Origin of the sequence: Bradyrhizobium sp. dw_411, assembly GCF_018449695.1 — a bacterium.
Taxonomy (GTDB): Bacteria; Pseudomonadota; Alphaproteobacteria; order Rhizobiales; family Xanthobacteraceae; genus Bradyrhizobium.
In genome coordinates this window covers 238823-252446 of sequence record NZ_JAAVUY010000006.1, presented here as the reverse complement: position 1 = coordinate 252446, position 13624 = coordinate 238823, and the positions used below count along the sequence as shown (strand labels likewise).

16 protein-coding genes are annotated in these 13624 nt (G+C 60.1%); 9 read left to right on the top strand and 7 right to left on the bottom strand.

Annotated features, from left to right (window positions below):
• Positions 1–124 precede the first annotated feature (124 nt).
• Together HB676_RS12385 and HB676_RS12380 are read right to left on the bottom strand one after the other, a co-directional pair.
• Complete coding sequence (locus HB676_RS12385) at positions 125–1456, bottom strand: MFS transporter (RefSeq protein WP_213738079.1); 1332 nt, start codon at positions 1454–1456, stop codon at positions 125–127.
• 435 nt (positions 1457–1891) lie between these two features.
• Positions 1892–2140: a hypothetical protein gene (locus HB676_RS12380; RefSeq protein ID WP_213738078.1), complete on the bottom strand. Its 249-nt coding sequence runs from the start codon at positions 2138–2140 to the stop codon at positions 1892–1894.
• Positions 2141–2355: 215 nt separating this feature from the next.
• Between HB676_RS12380 and HB676_RS12375 the strand changes: the two genes are divergently transcribed.
• From HB676_RS12375 to HB676_RS12370, 3 genes are all read left to right on the top strand, one after another.
• The gene (locus HB676_RS12375) at positions 2356–2586 is read left to right on the top strand and encodes a hypothetical protein (protein ID WP_218625713.1); all 231 of its coding nucleotides are present in this window, start codon (positions 2356–2358) and stop codon (positions 2584–2586) included.
• A 107-nt stretch (positions 2587–2693) separates the two neighbouring features.
• A complete protein-coding gene (locus HB676_RS34070) occupies positions 2694–2825 on the top strand; it encodes a hypothetical protein (RefSeq protein WP_275944935.1) in 132 nt (43 codons plus the stop codon).
• A gap of 168 nt (positions 2826–2993) precedes the next feature.
• Positions 2994–3245 carry a hypothetical protein gene (locus HB676_RS12370; protein ID WP_249780200.1) on the top strand — a complete coding sequence of 84 codons (252 nt, stop codon included), beginning with the start codon at positions 2994–2996 and terminating at the stop codon, positions 3243–3245.
• 142 nt (positions 3246–3387) lie between these two features.
• On the opposite strand, the gene HB676_RS12365 is transcribed toward HB676_RS12370, so the two are convergent.
• Positions 3388–3600: a hypothetical protein gene (locus HB676_RS12365; protein WP_213738077.1), complete on the bottom strand. Its 213-nt coding sequence runs from the start codon at positions 3598–3600 to the stop codon at positions 3388–3390.
• A 1386-nt stretch (positions 3601–4986) separates the two neighbouring features.
• On the opposite strand from HB676_RS12365, the gene HB676_RS12360 reads away from it, so the two are divergent.
• The 5 genes from HB676_RS12360 (at position 4987) to HB676_RS12340 (ending at position 8721) form a co-directional block, all read left to right on the top strand.
• Positions 4987–5547, top strand: a complete 561-nt coding sequence (locus tag HB676_RS12360) for a GNAT family N-acetyltransferase (protein WP_213738076.1) — start codon at positions 4987–4989, stop codon at positions 5545–5547.
• 133 nt (positions 5548–5680) lie between these two features.
• Positions 5681–6649, top strand: a complete 969-nt coding sequence (locus HB676_RS12355) for an AraC family transcriptional regulator (RefSeq protein WP_213738075.1) — start codon at positions 5681–5683, stop codon at positions 6647–6649.
• Entirely contained in the window at positions 6646–6924 is a 279-nt protein-coding gene (locus tag HB676_RS12350) for a hypothetical protein (RefSeq protein WP_213738074.1), read from the top strand. Before HB676_RS12355 ends, HB676_RS12350 begins: the two co-directional genes overlap by 4 nt.
• A 142-nt stretch (positions 6925–7066) precedes the next feature.
• Positions 7067–7468, top strand: a complete 402-nt coding sequence (locus HB676_RS12345) for a hypothetical protein (RefSeq protein ID WP_213738073.1) — start codon at positions 7067–7069, stop codon at positions 7466–7468.
• Between the two features lie 98 nt (positions 7469–7566).
• Positions 7567–8721: a helix-turn-helix transcriptional regulator gene (locus HB676_RS12340; RefSeq protein WP_213738072.1), complete on the top strand. Its 1155-nt coding sequence runs from the start codon at positions 7567–7569 to the stop codon at positions 8719–8721.
• A gap of 16 nt (positions 8722–8737) precedes the next feature.
• Here HB676_RS12340 and HB676_RS12335 read toward each other — a convergent pair whose 3' ends face one another.
• From HB676_RS12335 to HB676_RS12320, 4 genes are all read right to left on the bottom strand, one after another.
• A complete protein-coding gene (locus tag HB676_RS12335; protein WP_213738071.1) occupies positions 8738–9688 on the bottom strand; it encodes an ABC transporter substrate-binding protein in 951 nt (316 codons plus the stop codon).
• Positions 9685–10926: an MFS transporter gene (locus HB676_RS12330; protein WP_213738070.1), complete on the bottom strand. Its 1242-nt coding sequence runs from the start codon at positions 10924–10926 to the stop codon at positions 9685–9687. Before HB676_RS12330 ends, HB676_RS12335 begins: the two co-directional genes overlap by 4 nt.
• Before the next feature lie 68 nt (positions 10927–10994).
• Positions 10995–11870, bottom strand: coding sequence for a polysaccharide deacetylase family protein (locus HB676_RS12325; RefSeq protein ID WP_213738069.1), 876 nt, complete (start codon positions 11868–11870; stop codon positions 10995–10997).
• Positions 11871–11873: 3 nt separating this feature from the next.
• Positions 11874–12587 carry a fumarylacetoacetate hydrolase family protein gene (locus HB676_RS12320; protein ID WP_213738068.1) on the bottom strand — a complete coding sequence of 238 codons (714 nt, stop codon included), beginning with the start codon at positions 12585–12587 and terminating at the stop codon, positions 11874–11876.
• A gap of 233 nt (positions 12588–12820) precedes the next feature.
• Here HB676_RS12320 and HB676_RS12315 point away from each other — a divergent pair, with 233 nt between their 5' ends.
• Positions 12821–13492 carry a GntR family transcriptional regulator gene (locus tag HB676_RS12315; RefSeq protein WP_213738067.1) on the top strand — a complete coding sequence of 224 codons (672 nt, stop codon included), beginning with the start codon at positions 12821–12823 and terminating at the stop codon, positions 13490–13492.
• The last annotated feature ends 132 nt before the right edge of the window (positions 13493–13624 follow it).

Sequence of the window (13624 nt, the reverse complement as noted above, 5' to 3'; positions counted from 1 at the left end):
CAGCGGGTCGTGCGAATGCGCGCTGGACGATAACTCTGCGATACTCATCATGTTGTCGCCGATGTCGGTGTCGCGCCGCAAGTGATGGGTATCGCTGCGCTCAACCCATACTACGGACTAAGCGCTAATGCCCTCCGCCGGCCTGGATCGGCGCCTCGTCCGATATCCCGACGCGGTACCATACAAAGAACGCCAGCATCGCGACCGGGATGCCGATCAGCGAGGTCCAGATGAAGAACCAGACGAAGCCGGTATGTTCGATCGCGAAGCCTGAGAACCCGGCCAGAATGCTGCCCGGAAAGGCGCAGAGCGAGGTCAGCAGGCCGAACTGGCTCGCCGCATGCTCCACCGACGCGAGCGTTGACATATAAGTGATGAGCACGATGGACGCGAAGGCATAGGCAAAGCCCTCGACGCCGACCGCCAGCGCGAAGGTCCAGAACGCCTTGCCGCCATCCCCGCCATGCGCCGCGAGCAGGGCCAGCGCGAGATGCGAGGCCGAGCCCGCGACCGTGCCGATGAGCAGGCTCGCCATCATGCCGATGCGCGGGATTAGCCACCCGGCCATGAAGGTGCCGCCAAGCGCGATCCAGAAGCCGAACACCTTGGTGACGGTCGCGATGTCGGTGTTGGTGAAGCCCTGGTGCTTGAACAGCGGCACCGCCATCGCATTCGAGATGTAGCCCGGCATTCGGAAGCCTGCGACGAGCAGCAGGATCGCGACTGCCATCGGGCCAAGCCGCCTGAGGAGTTCCTGGATCGGCGCCCAGATCGTCTCGACGAAGCCGGCATGCGGCTTGTGGGGCTCTATGTCGGAAGGCGGTTCGGGCGCGAACAGCGTCGCCACGATTCCAATCAGCATCAGGGCCGCCATGCACAGATAGGCGCCCTTCCAGCCGACATGATCGGCGAGGTAGAGCGCACCTGCGCCGGCCGCGAGATTGCCGATGCGCCAGCCGATCTCGGTCCATGAGGACAGCACCGCCTGTTTCTCCGGCGGGCGCACACTCGTGATGCGCCAACCGTCGAGCACGAGATCGAGTGTCGCGCCGGCGATCCCGAGCGCAAGGGAGAATCCGACCGTCCACCAGATCCAATGGCCGGGATCGCCGAACGCAATCCCGGCCAGCAGGGTCATGACGGCGAGAATCGCCACGATCAACCAGCCGCGCCGCCGCCCCAGCACACGTCCGATCAACGGCGGATCGTATTGATCGAGAAATGGCGCCCAAACGAACTTGAACTTGTAGGCGAGCGTCAATTCGCTGAGCAGGCCGATCGTCGCCAACGGCACCCCCGCATCGGTCAGCCACGCCGATTGCGTCGAATAAGTCAGCAGAAACGGCATGCCGGACGTAAAGCCCAGGCCCAGGGCCGGCGCTATGCGCCTGTCCGTGAAGAGGGCCGACCAGAAGGGGATGCGTTCGGCATCGGTACTCACGATCGTCGCCTGCATCCCCAAATCCTCGCCAACTACCTATCACATCGTCGCGTCGTTTGCGTTACAAGGCGATGGGTTTTGCAAGTGCTCAACCCATTCTGCGCGTTTTTTCAATGTAAGAGCTGAAGAAGCAACTCGGGCGACCAACCGAGGAGCATTCCGGCGACCAGCCCAACAAAGCTGAGTGCTATGGCACCCATCCACCCGTGTTGTTCCCAACCATAGATTCCACCGACCGTTGTGCAAAAGACGATCATCGAAACCGCCCAAATTGTCCGGAATGAGATTTTTAAATAATTAAACATAAATTCTGCCTCTGACTGACAGGGACAACCCGTCGTTAGTGGACGTATTGTGACTGATGCCCGAGTGCAACCGGAACTGGATATTCTCTGCCGCCGTCTTTGGTGACTTGGCTGAAGCAGTCACCCTTCAACCCGGCACAATCCGTCACTGCCCTCTGAATATCCCAATCAATTTCTTCACGCGTTGCAGATCGCGCGTCTCGATCTCGCTCTTCCAGTATTCCTCGAATTGAGCCGGAGGTTGCGCGTTGATCCGGTCCAGAAATATTTTGTAGGTTTGCGTTTCCTTGGTGCGGCGTCCAAGCACCTCATGCGCGGCCGTTTCAAGGTCGGATTTAGTCGCCGCCACGGGTTCGGCTTGTTTCCCGAAGCATTCTGTTTGGATGGTCAGCAAGCGCCGCATTTCCAGGAATACAGGATCCTTCTCACGGGGATCGGCCGGCTAAGCCAGCCGGATGTGCCGACACAATCAGACACACTAATATTGCCGAACGAAGCACTTCGCAGCTCCCTTATATCAGGTGCGCATATTGCGCGATTTCCAAGCTGTGAGACAATGGCTGCGCCCGCAGGATGGGCCATCTTCATGATTCCAGCGAGGGATGCCGCATGATAAGGACCTTGTCGATCGTTGCAGCGGTATTGGCGTTGCTGGTCGTGCCCGCGCAGTCGCAGATGGGCGGCGGCAAGCGCGGGCATAAGAGCGAGGATACCAAGACCGAGGACAAGAAGACCAAGGTCAGCGACAAGGCCTATCAGGAAGCGCTCAAGCGCATCCCCGAGCCGAAGGAAAAATATGACCCGTGGGCGGTGACCAAGACGCCTGACGCCAAGAAGTAGGGGGGTCCTGCGATAACGGCCGCTGCGGGCCTTTTCTTTTCAACGTGACGTCAATCACAGATGCTCCAGCGGTTTCCCCTAAATGTCATGGCAAAAGGGGATCGCAGATGGAAATCATTCTGGAGGTTGTCTTCGGCCTGATCGGCGCATGGGTCGAGCACCGGAAGAAAAAGAACAGGCCGGTCCCGAAGATCGTGGGCTCGGTGCCGTACCATCCCGTCAGAAAATGGCCCTCCTGATCTGTCCGGCGGACAAATCACACGCCGCCGCCGCTGGTTTTACCAGCCGTCAATAACTCCCCGCTAAGCCGTCCTGCGCGGTGGATATCTTGGAAATCTCCGCTGCTTTCACAAAAAGGTATTGAATTGCCCGCGCGTTGCGGGAGTGTTTTTGTTTTGGAGTTTTTTATGAGCCGCAAACCGAGTGACTTCAAACCCGGTGATTTCAAACCTGGTGATTTGGCCGAGCGCATGTCCATTCACCGCGAGTCGGCCACCGGGTTAAAATTCAAATTGCCGGTTGAAATGGCGCGCGCCAAGGTTCGCTTGTTTCTCAACGAGGCTCCGATGGGCGGTTACTCGACGATTGTCGAGCACTGGTGCCAGCTACCGGACGGGCAAATCGAATTCACGGTGCGCCGCCTGCGAACAGCGGACTGAATGATCGACGACCAATTTTATTCAGGGAGTGTAGGATGGGTTGAGCACTTGCGAAACCCATCGCATCCCGGCGTCATAGCCTGCCAAGGTGATGGGTATCGCAAGTGCTCAACCCATCCTACAAGCTACGCGGTGTTGTGCATCAAGCGTGAAAGCGCGGAAGGTAGATCATGACCTTCAGCGCCATGATGGCGGTGAGGGTAACGCACGCCACCGCAACCCAAAGGGCCGAAATACAGAAGCGCTTGATTGCCGCCAGACGCGTGCCCGCTCCATCGGATTCGATCCGGTTTCCGCTTCCTAGTGAATAAGCCGTCCGCTCAAACTGACCGTGGGCTGGCGTCAGCATGGTCATGGTAAAATCCCTTGTTTTGTTGGCGTCGGCGAAGCCAGTCGCATCCGGTGGCTAACAGCGTCGCACAACCGATCGACGTGATGTGTCGATGACGCCATAGGAATGCGAGACGGATTGCCGTTGCATCTCATAAAAGAGGCATAAGCACCTCCTGGAACCAAGAAGCCCTGGGACAGAAAGCCGCTCTCATCCGCGCGCGGCGCTTATGCCGTGTCTATGAAAGAGATTGGACGGCCTTCTCGATTTCCTATGCGGTCTTGCTCATCTTCCGACCATGCGACAGCTTCGATTCACCGCCATATTTTCTCGGGTATTCTCTCTCTCGGCCAGCGCCATCGGTGTGCTGGTGAGATTTCTTGGCTCGTCTTTTGGTTCGTCCTGGGACGGGCCTCACAGGCGGTACAGGCCGGAGGATCACTACATGCGCGGTCCCGGGCCGAAATGGCGCGAAAAGAATCTTGTCACTCACCGGGCATCCGCCACCAACGCTCGGCAAGCCCGCTGATTTGCCCGACAGGCAAATCGCGCGCAGCAATTGCTGAACGCATGCTGCGCGCGGGCACGAAATTCGATCTCACGTAAATTGAAATTTGCCGAGTGAATTCAAGTTGATTTGGGTGGTCCAGTCCCTCCCGGAAAAATAATTCGTTTCTCTTGACGATCGAAACATTTGTAGAACCCGTGCCATCCCGCGCTCACAAGAGGGGCGCTTCGCGGTCGTCACGGACGTTGGGTGCGGGATGCGGTGGACGCGAATGGTGCTGCTGACGAGAGCACTTGGCGCGGACGGCGAAGTCGTATGGTCCTGACACCCCGACGCTGGTGTCAAGTTTGCGCAAGAGACGGTGCAAGCGACGGTGGCAAAAGAGCCCGGTCACCGGGGAGAGTACGAAATAAGCCGTTAAAACCATTGCGCGGGGAAAGCCGGATGTTTCCGGTGAACTCGTGGTGACTAACGCGCGTGCTACCACCACTACGCGCGCGGCTGCGGGTGCATCGGACACCCGGCTTTCCCCGCGCCCTCTGTCTTTCGAGGGCCAAAATTCCTGGCATCACTCGGACGCATCGCGCCGCGGGAGTGTGGAACCGTGTCTCTACATCGTCGTCCCGGCGAACGCCGGGACCCATACGCCGCGGCCATCGTTGGGAAGACACTGTTGGAAGGCTTTCGCGCAACACAACATCCTGTGGTTATGGGTCCCGGCTCAAGGCCGGGACGACGTTGAGAGCAATCCATCCTTTCTTTATTTCGAACGATGGATTGCTTCGCTGTGCTCGCAATGACGGAGAGAAGATTCGCCCCCGCCCCAATGATTGACGCATCGGTCCAAGTCCGACCGGTTCGAAAAGCTCAAGATAACAGCTCAACAAAGCGATGGAGCGGGAATGTCAGAATATCTATCTCCGCCGGCACTGGCAGAGCTCCCTTCCGGCGTCTCGATCAGGTCAGCGTTTTCGGGCGACCTTGGAAGTCTCGCGGACTATTTCGAATCACTCTCCGAATCTTCGCGCTACAATCGCTTCATGGGCAGTGTCGGCAGTTTTTCCGTCATTGCTTTCGAGTGCCTGATCCGTGGCTGCAGGGCCGAGCGCTTCACGCTGGTGGCCGAGGTGGAAGACTCATCGGGCGTTATGATGATTGCCGAGGCCAGTTATGCTTTTGACCGTGGCAAAAATTGCGGCGAGTTCGCGATTTCGGTGACCGATCGCTGGCAACGCCGGGGATTGGGAACCGCGTTGTTATGCGAGTTGCAGTGCCGCGCCGTAAATCTCGGATTTTTCGATCTGTTCGGCGAAGCCCTGAAGACCAACGATCGTATGAAAGCTTTTGCCCGCAAGGCCGGCTTTGAATTCACCCGCTCCTCGGATTGGCGCGCGGTGCGATTCGATAAACGGCTGACCGGCCAGGCTTCCATTTCGCCGTCTTGCGCTGCGCCAGATCGCTAACCGGCAAAACACGTTTGCGTGCTCTCCCCTGATCGGATGACGCCGAACGGCGCGTCGCTGCTTAACGGCTGGCGCGGGCAGAGGAATGCAGGATGCGGGGAGGTTGGAAGGCTTAGAACTATTGGCATGATTCATGACAGCAACTGGCAACCGTATCGTTGAATTTTCGACCGACCATCTGCCGGAACCGGACCGGATCGCCTATTGGCGCGAGCACTATGGAAAGGTGATGCTTCGCGTCGACCTCGAACCTGTCAAGGACATCGCCTTCGAGGCGAGGATGTCGTCGATGACGCTTCCGGGCCTGCAATTGATGGAAGCTTCGTCTTCACCGGCGATTATCTCGCGCAGAGGTGAATATCTTGCCGATGGCAATGACGACATCATGCTGGCGATCAACCGGATGGGCGCGGCGATCGTGTCATCCGGCGGCCGGCAGCAGAGCCTGCGGGCGCATGAAGCTATCCTGCTGAGCGGCAGCGAAGCGGCCTCGTTTCATCGAACCACGCTCGGCCGATCACTCACATTGCGGGTTCCCCGCGCGATACTCGAATCCGACGTGTCCGGTGTCGACGACCGCTTGCTGCGGCCGATCTCCGGCGATCACGGCGCGCTAAAACTGCTTGGATATTATGCCGGCTGGCTACTGGACGCCGGCGCCTCGATGGATTCGAAGCTGCTCAATCTCTCCGTCCGGCATGTCCACGATCTCCTGACGCTCGCGATCGGTCCCACCGCCGATTTCGCCGAAACCGCGAGGACCCGCGGATTGCGGGCCGCGCGCTTGAAGCTGGCCAAATCATACATCGTCGCCCACAGTCACCGGCGTGACACCTCGGTCGCGTCCGTCGCGGCCAGTCTGAACGTGACGCCACGATACGTGCAGCGTCTGTTCGAAGCCGACGGCACGACGTTTTCCGAATTCCTGATGGCGCAACGGCTGACGCGGGCGCATCGCCTGTTGTGCGATCCCAATTTCAGTCACGCCGCGATCAGCACGATCGCCTATGACGTCGGCTTTGGTGACCTGTCGTATTTCAACCGGCGCTTCCGCCGGCTTTACGGATTTACCCCCCGTGATGTGCGGGGAGACCGGGGATGAGAGCTTGCTATCTGGCGGCGCTGATCGCCATCACCATGTCCATCGCATCTCATATGTTTGTGCTCGGAACCTTCGGTCCCATCGGGCCGGAATTTTTCACCGGCGTGCGGCTGCGCGTACGCGTCTATTGCCGGTTGGCCCGCGGTTTTCTCCACGGCTGGATTGTTGCAGTGCTCGCTCGCCATGAGCAACGGATCGAAACGTTTGCGGAGCGCAGCCTTGCGAATAACGAATTGAATGGCGCCCCGCACGATCCATCGCGGCGAGTCCGATGATTGTCGTCTCCGTCCAAGCTTCGGATGATGTGCGGGAATAAAAACCTGCCGGCCTTGGTCTTTCGTATGGAGTTCCGGCGACCGGGCGAAGTCAGATTAAAAATACGATGCAGGAATTCTGCATCAACAGATGGAGTTTGAAATGAATTTATCATGGTCTTTGCGCGCGGTGCTGCCGGTGCTGGCGCTTGCGGGCGCCCTGAGCGTCGCGGTCGTTTCGGCCAACGGCGCATTTGCGCGCGGCGGCGGCGGTGGTCACGGCGGCATGGGTGGCCATGAAGGCGGCGGCATGGGCAGCAACGCGGGCGGCGGAAATAATGCAGGCGGCCGGTCCCAAGGCTCGTCTCAAGGCTCGGTAACTTCGGGCCGTATCGTCAATACGATTCATCCCATCATCGCCGGTCGCGGCCATCATGACGGCGGCAGTCGTCACGAGGCCGGACGCCGTGAGGGTGGCCGGCATCACGCCCGGATGCATTCGCGCGGTCGGCATCTCGCGCATCGGGGTCATCATTTGAGACATCGGACTGCCAGCCTCCGCTAAGGCAGGTATCAGAACCTCGCTGCCGGCTGATGCATCTCCCAAGCATCAGCCGGCAGGCCGCGGGGATCGGCCGGCTTTTCAACCAACAGACCAGTTTCATGCGCGGACCCATGAAGATCACGGATCTGATCGAGGACATCTACGATGCGGCGCTTGAGCCCGCGCGATGGAACGATGTTGTGGTCGGGATCAATGAATTTGTCGGTGGCCGCGCCTGCGGGATATTCTCGAAAGATTCCATCAGCAAATCCGGGGTGACGCATTATTACTGCGGCGCCGATCCGCATTACATCCAGCTTTATTCGGATAGCCATTCCAAGTTCGATCCGCTCGATTGCTTGCCGCCTTTGGGGCAGGTCGTCAGCATTCCGGATCTCGTTGCCTTTGATGAATACCGCCACGGGCGGTTCTATCAGGAATGGTTGCGGCCCCAGGGCTGTGTCGATGCGGCGAATGTCGTGCTCGAAAATTCAAACCCGAATTGCCCGGTTCTTCTTACCGTTCTCGCGGGCAAGCACATGGTGGACGACGACATGCGGCAGCGTATCGCGCAGATCGTTCCGCATGCTCACCGCTCGCTGACGATCAACAGGATGATCGAATACAAGACATCCGAAGCGGCGTCGTTGGCCCATACGCTGGATGGCCTCGGCGCCGGGATATTCCTGGTCGATGCCCAATGCCGTATCGTCCATGCCAATGTGGCCGGTCGTGGCATGCTGTGCGCAGAGGACTTTCTGCGCGTGGCGGCCGGACAGCTTGTCGCGCGCGACGGGCAGGCCAACCAGGATTTGCGCCAGATGATCGCCGATGGCGGCGCTGGTGCGACGGCGGGGAGTAACGCCTTTTCGCTGATCGCACATGACGGCACACGCTACGTCGCGCATTTGTTGCCGCTGACGGCGGTGATACGCGATGGCGCTGAGGCATCGTTGCAGGAATTCTCGTTGAAGCCGCCGTCTTGGAAGGCTGTGGCGGCGGTCTTTGTTCGCAAGGCCGAGCTGGATGGCCAATCCTGCGGCAAGCTGGTCGCGCGCGCCTTTGGACTGACGCCGGCGGAATTGCGCGTGCTGCTTGCGATTGTCGATGTCGGAGGCGTGCCGGAAACTTCAAAAGCGCTGGGTGTCGCCGAAACGACCGTCAAGACCCATTTGTCCCGCGTGTTCTCCAAGACAGGCGCCAGCCGCCAGGCCGATCTGGTCAAGCTCGCCGCCGGATTTGCCAATCCGCTGGCCGGTAATGGGCCGGTGTAGGCAACCCGCTGCTGGATTAGCTGCCGGTTCGCCGGCTGGCCTCAAGGAATCGGCGATCGATGTATTTGTCAGGATTATTCAATGTCATCTGCGGTTTGCCATAACGCGAGCGCAGGGCGAGCACATTGGCCAGACCGGCTTGGTCGATCTCGCCATCGCGATAGAAGCCGTATTTCGGATGCAGCAGCTCGTCGTAGCTGGCGACCGCGACGTCTTCCGTCATCTGTGGGAGGTTTCGCTTGAGAATGGCGATGGCTTCGCTGCGATTTTGCGGCGCGTACAGCCAGTCGATGGCGTCGCGGTAAGCTCTGATATAACCGATGACGGTCTTTTCGTTGGCGTTGGCCCAGCTACGGCGCGCGGCGCCGACATTGCCCTGATAAGGGCCGATGGTGTCGACCGCGCGTGCCAGCTCGTTGAGGCCGTGCGCCTTGGCGATGAGATTATAAGGCGCCGACAGCAGCGTGCCGTCGCCTTCGCCGGCGCGCAATCGGGTCCATCGCTCGATCATGCCGCCGGCGCGTGTGACCTCATAGGTCTCCGCCGGCAAACCGGCGCGGCGCAGGATGTCGTAGAGAACGAAGGCGTAGCCGGTCGTCATGGCATCGACCAGAAGCTGCTTTCCCTGCAACTCCGCGATCGCCTTGATGTCGGCGAGGCAGACAAGGCTCAAAAAGGCGCTGTCGCTGCCCATGAAGGCAAAGAAATCCGGCTGCGGTCCGATCGGCGCCTCACCCTGGCCCTCGACATAGGCCACGATGTTGTCGACGCCGGTCATCGCGATGTCGAATTTTCCACTGGCCATATCCGTCATCTGGGCGACGGAGTTCGGCGTATGCTGCATCTCTATGCGAAGGCCCTCACGGGCGAACAATCCCGTGTCGATGCCGACATAAAGTCCCCAGTTGAAGCCGCCAGGAAATACGTTGACGCGAACCAGCGCCAGATCATTGTCAGGTGTGTTCATTTCGCGCGTGCAGCCATCAGAGCCGGTTTGAGGAACAGCGACAGCACCGCGGCGAACAGGCAAAGCCCGACGAGCTGAATATTTCCGGCCTTGGTCCAGCCCGCGAGCGATGCGACCCAGCCGATGATATAGCCGGCGACGGTCGCAGAGCCGTACAGCGCGGTAATGAATATGCCGGAGGCGCGTCCGGCCAGCGGTCCCGAGACCGACTTTACGCTGTAGCCGGCAATGTTCACGAACAGCGTGCCACTGAAAATCATGCCGAGCAGGCAGGAGAGCGTCGCCTGCTCCATGACGCCGGTGGGTCCGTTGAAAAGCGCGAGGCAGATCGCGGCACCGGCAACAAAGGCGATGGGAAGCACGATGCGCGCCGAAAAGCGGTCGCCCAGCCACCCGGTGAAGATCGAGACCAGAACACCGAGGCCATACGAACTCATCACCCGCCCGATATCCGGCGGCGCGAAGTGCAGTTCTTCGCGCAGGAAGGTCGGATACATGCCGAGATAGCCGTACAGCGCGAGACCGAAGGCGATGCTGAGACAGACCAGGATGATGGTGTTGGTGTTTCGTAGCGTTGTTGCACCCCCGGTTGCGGCTGTCGTTGTGGCGGCTTTTTGACTCTCGGCTTCGCTGAGCCAGGGTCGCAGCACGGCCGCCACCACTACCATCATGCCAAGTCCGATCGCGCCGAACACGATCATGGGCACGCGCCACGAGCCATAGGCGACGAGCAGGCTTGTCCCCAGCGCCGGGGCGATCGCGGCACCCAGGGCGTAGGCAATGTTGAGGCATCCGAGGGCCGCCGCCTTGTAGCGCGTGAAATAGCCCGCGAAGATCGCCAGCAGCGCGGTCAACTGCATGGCTTCGCCGACGCCGGTGATCGCGCGATAGACCAGCATGTCGCCGTAGCCGACGGCAGCGGTGGTGACGATGGTGCCGACCGAGTAAATCAGGATTCCGATCTGCATCACCGTCTTGCGCGAGAAGCGCGCGGTGAGATAGCCGGTCGGCAGGCCGGCAATGGCCATGCCGAACGTGAAGATGGTCGACATCAGTCCAGCCTGCTGCAGATTGAGGCCGTATTCGCGCCGCACGTCGGTCAGGAGCAGCGGGAATAGCGCCCGGTCCATCGCATTGACGCAGTAAGTCAGGATCAGAATGATGATCGCCAGCGAGGCGAGCAGCGAAACTGTTTCGCCGCTTTCGCTCGAAGTGCTTTCCTGGGCAATCTCAGTCATACGCGGATGTCCAATGCAATGGTGATGAAGGTTCAGGCCGGTCTGAGGTGTCAGGCCGGCCCGAAGTATCAGACTGGCTTGTTCGAGGCGACGAACCAGTCGTGGATGCGCTCGCCGGTCCAGAACACCACATCCTTGTGCGCCCGCATGTGTTCGAGCGCTTCACGGAAATAGCGCGCGCGATGCGGCGCGCCCATGATGTAGGGGTGCACGACCAGCGCCATGATGCGGGCGGAGTCCGCTGCATCCGAATAGATCTGATTGAACTGATCGATGGCGCGATTACGGTACTCGGTCGCGGCGTGGTGCTGGATCAGCATCATCGCGACGTCGTTGCATTCCTGGGTGTAGGGCACATTGAGGATCGGCTTGGTCCGGGTCTTCAGCCACACGGGTTGATCGTCGAGCACCCAGTCGGCGACGTAGTCGAAGCCTTCTTCGATCAACAGATCAGGCGTTTTCCAGGTTTCGGTCAGGCCAGGTCCGAGCCAGCCGCGCGGTTTGCGGCCGGTGACGCGCTCGATTTCTGTACGCGTTGCGATGATATCTTCGCGCTCGTTCTTGACGTGCTGCATGTTGGTCTGGGTCAGCCCGTGGCCGATGAATTCCCATTTGCGCTCGACCGCGGCGCGCGTGATCGGCTCATAAGCCTTGATCGCCGTTCCATTGATCGCGAGTGCGGCGGTGATGTTCAGATTGTCGAGTATTTCGACAAAACGCCAGAAGCCGACGCGGTTGCCGTATTCGTGCCAGGCCCAGTTCGGAATATCCGGCATCGGCGATCCGCCCGCCGGCGGCGTGAGGACGGTGCGCGGCATCGTCTTCTGGATGTCCCATTCCTCGACATTGACGATGACCCAGACGGCCATCCGCGCGCCGTCGGGCAAGGTCTGTTTTTTGCGTCCGACGATCGGGTCGTAGCTGATGCGTTCGGTAGGCAGCATGGCTCAAGCTCTCGGTTCTGTAATATGAAGGTGGAGTTGTTCGAAGCCGGCGATCTCGCCCACAATCCGGTCACCGGGTACAAGCGGGCCGACGCCGGCCGGGGTTCCCGTGAAGATCAGATCGCCGGGCCGCAATTCATATTGCATCGACAGGTTGGCGATGATTTCCGGCACCTTCCAGATCAGTTCGGAAAGATCGCCGCGCTGTTTTTCGACGCCGTTGACATGCAGTGTGATCGCGCCGCGATCGGGATGGCCGCTTTTCGCCACTGGCACGATGGCGGTGCAGGGCGCCGAGCCGTCGAACGACTTTCCCATTTCCCACGGCAGGCGGCGGTCGCGCGCGTCGCGCTGGCGATCGCGGCGCGTCATGTCGAGCCCGACGCCATAACCAAATACGAGGTCCAGCGCCTTTGCGACGGAAACCTTGCGGCCCTGCGCGCCGATCGCGACGACAAGCTCGATCTCGTACTGGAAATCTTGCGTATCGTCGGGATAGGGAATCGAGGCCCGGTTCTGCACGAGGGCATCGGCCGGCTTCTGGAAGAAAAACGGCGGATCGCGCTCATCCGCTTCCTTCATTTCCCTGATGTGGTCGAGATAATTGCGGCCGACGCAGTAGATTCGGCGCACCGCAAACAGGTCGGAAGAGCCCGCGATGGGAAGCGCGTGAACTTCCGGCGCCACTGCATAGTTGGTCGATGCGTTTACCGGCATCCTGTCGTCTTTCTCGAAGTCATAATGAGTCCAAAGGGATAGAGGGATGTGTGTACAGTATTGGCGGTATCTGATCAAAAATGTGTACAATATGAGTAGCCCTGTCAAGGCAAATAGCTTATTTATGGCTGCACTCGGCGAGTGAATCACACGGCGCAGGTCGGGCTTTGCAGAAACTGGATACATTTGAGTTAGCGAGCGGCGGCCTCGCGCCGGAGCGATCGGGCGAAGCGATGCTGCCCGCGACACGTTCCGCTTGGCTTGTCGAACATCTGCGCCAGGCATTACTGGACGGCCGCTATCCGCCGGGCTCGCGGCTGAACGAAGTGCATCTCAGCCAGGAACTCGACGTCTCGCGCACGCCGGTGCGGGCTGCGCTCCAGACCCTTGCGGGTGAAGGGCTGTTGCATCATCAGCCCAACAAGGGATTTACGGTTCGCGAATTCCTGCTGACAGAGTTGGTCGAAGCCTACGATATGCGCGCGCTGGCCGAGGGACTTGCGGCGCGTTTTTCCGCCGAGCGTGGTCTGTCGGACGACGCGCGTCGGACGATCGATGCGGCTCTGTCCGACGGCGATCGGGCCTTGTCGGGCTCCGACGATCTGGAAGCGCAGCGCGCGGCCTATGCGCAAATGAACCAGGCGTTTCACGGCGCCGTTCACACCGCGGCCAAATCCGATCTGGTGCGCGAAGTCGTCCGCATCTGCCAACGCGTGCCACAGGCGTCGGCCCACAACGTCGTTGCGTTCGATCTGGCCGGCATCCGGCGCCGTCACGATATGCATCATGCCATCTATCACGCCATCCTGGCGCGTGAGCCCCAGGAAGCCGAGCGGCTGATGCGGGAGCACGTTGTATCCGTGAAGATCTCCATGATCGAGAATATTGCGCGCCGCGGAAGGTAATCTGCACGCTTGCGTGTTCGGCAACTTGCATGCGCTCCGCAGGCATTGACGACGGCTGTGGCCGCAGCTTAGCTGACGGCAACCAAGATCAAGATGGCTTCGCTACGGAGCCTTTCGGGGAGAAACAACAAT

What these genes read in the sequence shown, in the direction of transcription:
- HB676_RS12385 (WP_213738079.1), bottom strand. Translation starts at nt 1,456, where the DNA reads ATGCAGGCGACGATCGTGAGTACCGATGCCGAACGCATCCCCTTCTGG.
- HB676_RS12375 (WP_218625713.1), top strand. Translation starts at nt 2,356, where the DNA reads ATGATAAGGACCTTGTCGATCGTTGCAGCGGTATTGGCGTTGCTGGTC.
- HB676_RS34070 (WP_275944935.1), top strand. Translation starts at nt 2,694, where the DNA reads ATGGAAATCATTCTGGAGGTTGTCTTCGGCCTGATCGGCGCATGGGTC.
- HB676_RS12370 (WP_249780200.1), top strand. Translation starts at nt 2,994, where the DNA reads ATGAGCCGCAAACCGAGTGACTTCAAACCCGGTGATTTCAAACCTGGT.
- HB676_RS12365 (WP_213738077.1), bottom strand. Translation starts at nt 3,600, where the DNA reads ATGACCATGCTGACGCCAGCCCACGGTCAGTTTGAGCGGACGGCTTAT.
- HB676_RS12360 (WP_213738076.1), top strand. Translation starts at nt 4,987, where the DNA reads ATGTCAGAATATCTATCTCCGCCGGCACTGGCAGAGCTCCCTTCCGGC.
- HB676_RS12355 (WP_213738075.1), top strand. Translation starts at nt 5,681, where the DNA reads ATGACAGCAACTGGCAACCGTATCGTTGAATTTTCGACCGACCATCTG.
- HB676_RS12350 (WP_213738074.1), top strand. Translation starts at nt 6,646, where the DNA reads ATGAGAGCTTGCTATCTGGCGGCGCTGATCGCCATCACCATGTCCATC.
- HB676_RS12345 (WP_213738073.1), top strand. Translation starts at nt 7,067, where the DNA reads ATGAATTTATCATGGTCTTTGCGCGCGGTGCTGCCGGTGCTGGCGCTT.
- HB676_RS12340 (WP_213738072.1), top strand. Translation starts at nt 7,567, where the DNA reads ATGCGCGGACCCATGAAGATCACGGATCTGATCGAGGACATCTACGAT.
- HB676_RS12335 (WP_213738071.1), bottom strand. Translation starts at nt 9,688, where the DNA reads ATGAACACACCTGACAATGATCTGGCGCTGGTTCGCGTCAACGTATTT.
- HB676_RS12330 (WP_213738070.1), bottom strand. Translation starts at nt 10,926, where the DNA reads ATGACTGAGATTGCCCAGGAAAGCACTTCGAGCGAAAGCGGCGAAACA.
- HB676_RS12325 (WP_213738069.1), bottom strand. Translation starts at nt 11,870, where the DNA reads ATGCTGCCTACCGAACGCATCAGCTACGACCCGATCGTCGGACGCAAA.
- HB676_RS12320 (WP_213738068.1), bottom strand. Translation starts at nt 12,587, where the DNA reads ATGCCGGTAAACGCATCGACCAACTATGCAGTGGCGCCGGAAGTTCAC.
- HB676_RS12315 (WP_213738067.1), top strand. Translation starts at nt 12,821, where the DNA reads ATGCTGCCCGCGACACGTTCCGCTTGGCTTGTCGAACATCTGCGCCAG.